This is a genomic window from Kitasatospora sp. NPDC057512, from assembly GCF_042802135.1.
Lineage (GTDB): Bacteria > Actinomycetota > Actinomycetes > Streptomycetales > Streptomycetaceae > Kitasatospora.
The window spans coordinates 1-1,930 of record NZ_JBHVET010001101.1; the positions used below are offsets into that span (position 1 = coordinate 1).

Annotated in this window: 3 protein-coding genes; 2 read left to right on the top strand and 1 reads right to left on the bottom strand. The window is 71.9% G+C overall.

The window, feature by feature from the left end:
- Positions 1 to 150 precede the first annotated feature (150 nt).
- Complete coding sequence (locus tag ACFU6K_RS38015; protein ID WP_380671083.1) at positions 151 to 444, bottom strand: helix-turn-helix transcriptional regulator; 294 nt, start codon at positions 442 to 444, stop codon at positions 151 to 153.
- 167 nt (positions 445 to 611) lie between these two features.
- Here ACFU6K_RS38015 and ACFU6K_RS38020 point away from each other — a divergent pair, with 167 nt between their 5' ends.
- Both ACFU6K_RS38020 and ACFU6K_RS38025 read left to right on the top strand, forming a co-directional pair.
- A complete protein-coding gene (locus ACFU6K_RS38020) occupies positions 612 to 1,316 on the top strand; it encodes an STAS domain-containing protein (protein WP_380671085.1) in 705 nt (234 codons plus the stop codon).
- A gap of 91 nt (positions 1,317 to 1,407) precedes the next feature.
- Positions 1,408 to 1,866 (top strand): SRPBCC family protein, encoded by a 459-nt coding sequence (locus ACFU6K_RS38025; RefSeq protein ID WP_380671087.1) that lies wholly within the window; start codon positions 1,408 to 1,410, stop codon positions 1,864 to 1,866.
- Positions 1,867 to 1,930: the final 64 nt, after the last annotated feature.

A 1,930-nucleotide genomic window follows, 5' to 3' on the forward strand; every position in this document is an offset into this window, starting at 1 on the left:
GGGCGATTTCGCGCGCGGAAATGTCAGGTCGTGAACGGAAACGCATTTCGAACCTGCGGGCCCCTGGCCGGCGTCCCCGGGCAGTGGGCCCGGTGGCGGCGGCAGGGATCCACCCGCGCGCCCGCGACGCCTTCGCCCGTCGTCGCCGGATCAGCGCAGGAGGGTCGCGAGGAGTTCGGCGATGGTGGGCCCGGCGTCGGCGGGGTGTCGCAGTTGCTTGCTCGTGACGACGCTGTAGTGGTTGGTGCGGCCGCGGCGTTCGTGGCTGAGGTATCCGGCCTGTTCGAGGTCGGCGATGATGCGCTGGACGGCGCGTTCGGTGAGCAGGCAGCGGCCGGCGATGTCGCGCACGCGGATGCCGGGGTCACGGGCGATCTGGACCAGCACGCGGGCGTGGTTGGTCAGGAAGGTCCATTGCCGTTCGGTCGCTGTGCCGTTGTCCATCCCTCCACGATAGGACTCCTGTTTCACGACTGCCGATACACGACAGAAAATTCGTGCAATGGTTGACATGTCCGGCGGAGGGGCGAAGAGTGGAAGGGCCGCACTCCGCAGTGCTTCGCCGCGGATTCGTCGGCGGCACTGCTTCTGGAGATGGTTCCATGGCCCCGATGAGCAGGCAGGGACTGGAGCGGCTCAGGTCCCGGTTGGTCGACTGTCTGGAGCCGCCCCGCGAGGGTGGCCACGCCCCCCGTACCCGCGCGGAGCCGCTGTGCCGGCAGGTGCGCCACGCCGTCACCGGCGTCGACGCCTACCTGACGGCGCTCGAAGAGGGCAGCCGCACCGCGGCGGGGCTGCGCGAGCGGGCCCTCGACCTGTGGCAGGACCTCGAACACATCGCGTCCGTCCACCCGGAGCGGGCCACCGTCGACGGCGGGGACGGCGGAGACGGCGGGGCCGGCGTGCCCGTACGGCGCGGCCCCCGGCCCGAGGAGTGGGCCGTGCCGCCCTGCCTGAAGGCGGAGACCGTCCGGGCCGGTGACGCCCTCGTGTGCTCCTTCACCGGGGACATGACCCTGGACAGCGAGCCCGTCGCCGCCCGGGCGCTCGACGCCACGCTCGTACGGCGGCCCGCCCTGCTCGCGGTCGACCTGGCGGGTGTGGAGCTGTTCACCTGCACCGGTCTCAACCTGCTCCTCGTCGCCCGTCGGCGCGCGCTGGACATCGGTATCCCCCTGGTGCTGGTCGCCCCCTCCGAGCGGACGCTGCGGGTGCTGGAACTCACCGGGACCGCCGCGCTGTTCCCCGTCCACCCCACCGTCGAGGACGCCCTGCGGCACCGTCCGCTGCCCTCCCCGCGCCCCGACGGAGGGTGATCGTCCCGGGTAGGACGGTTGGGCCTGCACCGGACGGGCAGGCGCACGGTCGGCCGGGAAAGCCCCGGTCGTACCGTGGGAGGAGGACCGGATGAGCATGGTGAAGGAGTCCGTGGACGTGGACGTCCCCCTGCACACCGCCTACAACCAGTGGACGCTGTTCGAGGAGTTCCCGCGCTTCATGGAAGGCGTCGACTCGGTGACCCAGTTGGACGACCGCCACAACCACTGGCGGACCAGCATCGGCGGCGTCACCCGTGAGTTCGACACCGAGATCGTCGACCAGCAGCCCGACGAGCGGATCGCCTGGCGGACCACCGACGGCGACGTCGACCAGAAGGGCGTGGTGACCTTCCGGCAGCTCGACCAGGCGCACACCCGGGTCGCCATGGCCATCGACTTCCGGCCCGAGGGCGTGGCGGAGAGGGCCGCCGACGTCACGGGCGTGGTCGACCGCCGGGTCAAGGGTGACCTGACGCGGTTCAAGACGTTCATCGAGGAACGCGGCCGGGAGGAGGGTGGCTGGCGGGGCCGGATCAGTCCCGGCTGAACCCGCTGCCGACCGTCCACGCCACCGGCCGCCGGGGCACCCTGCCCGGCGGCTGGTCCACGCC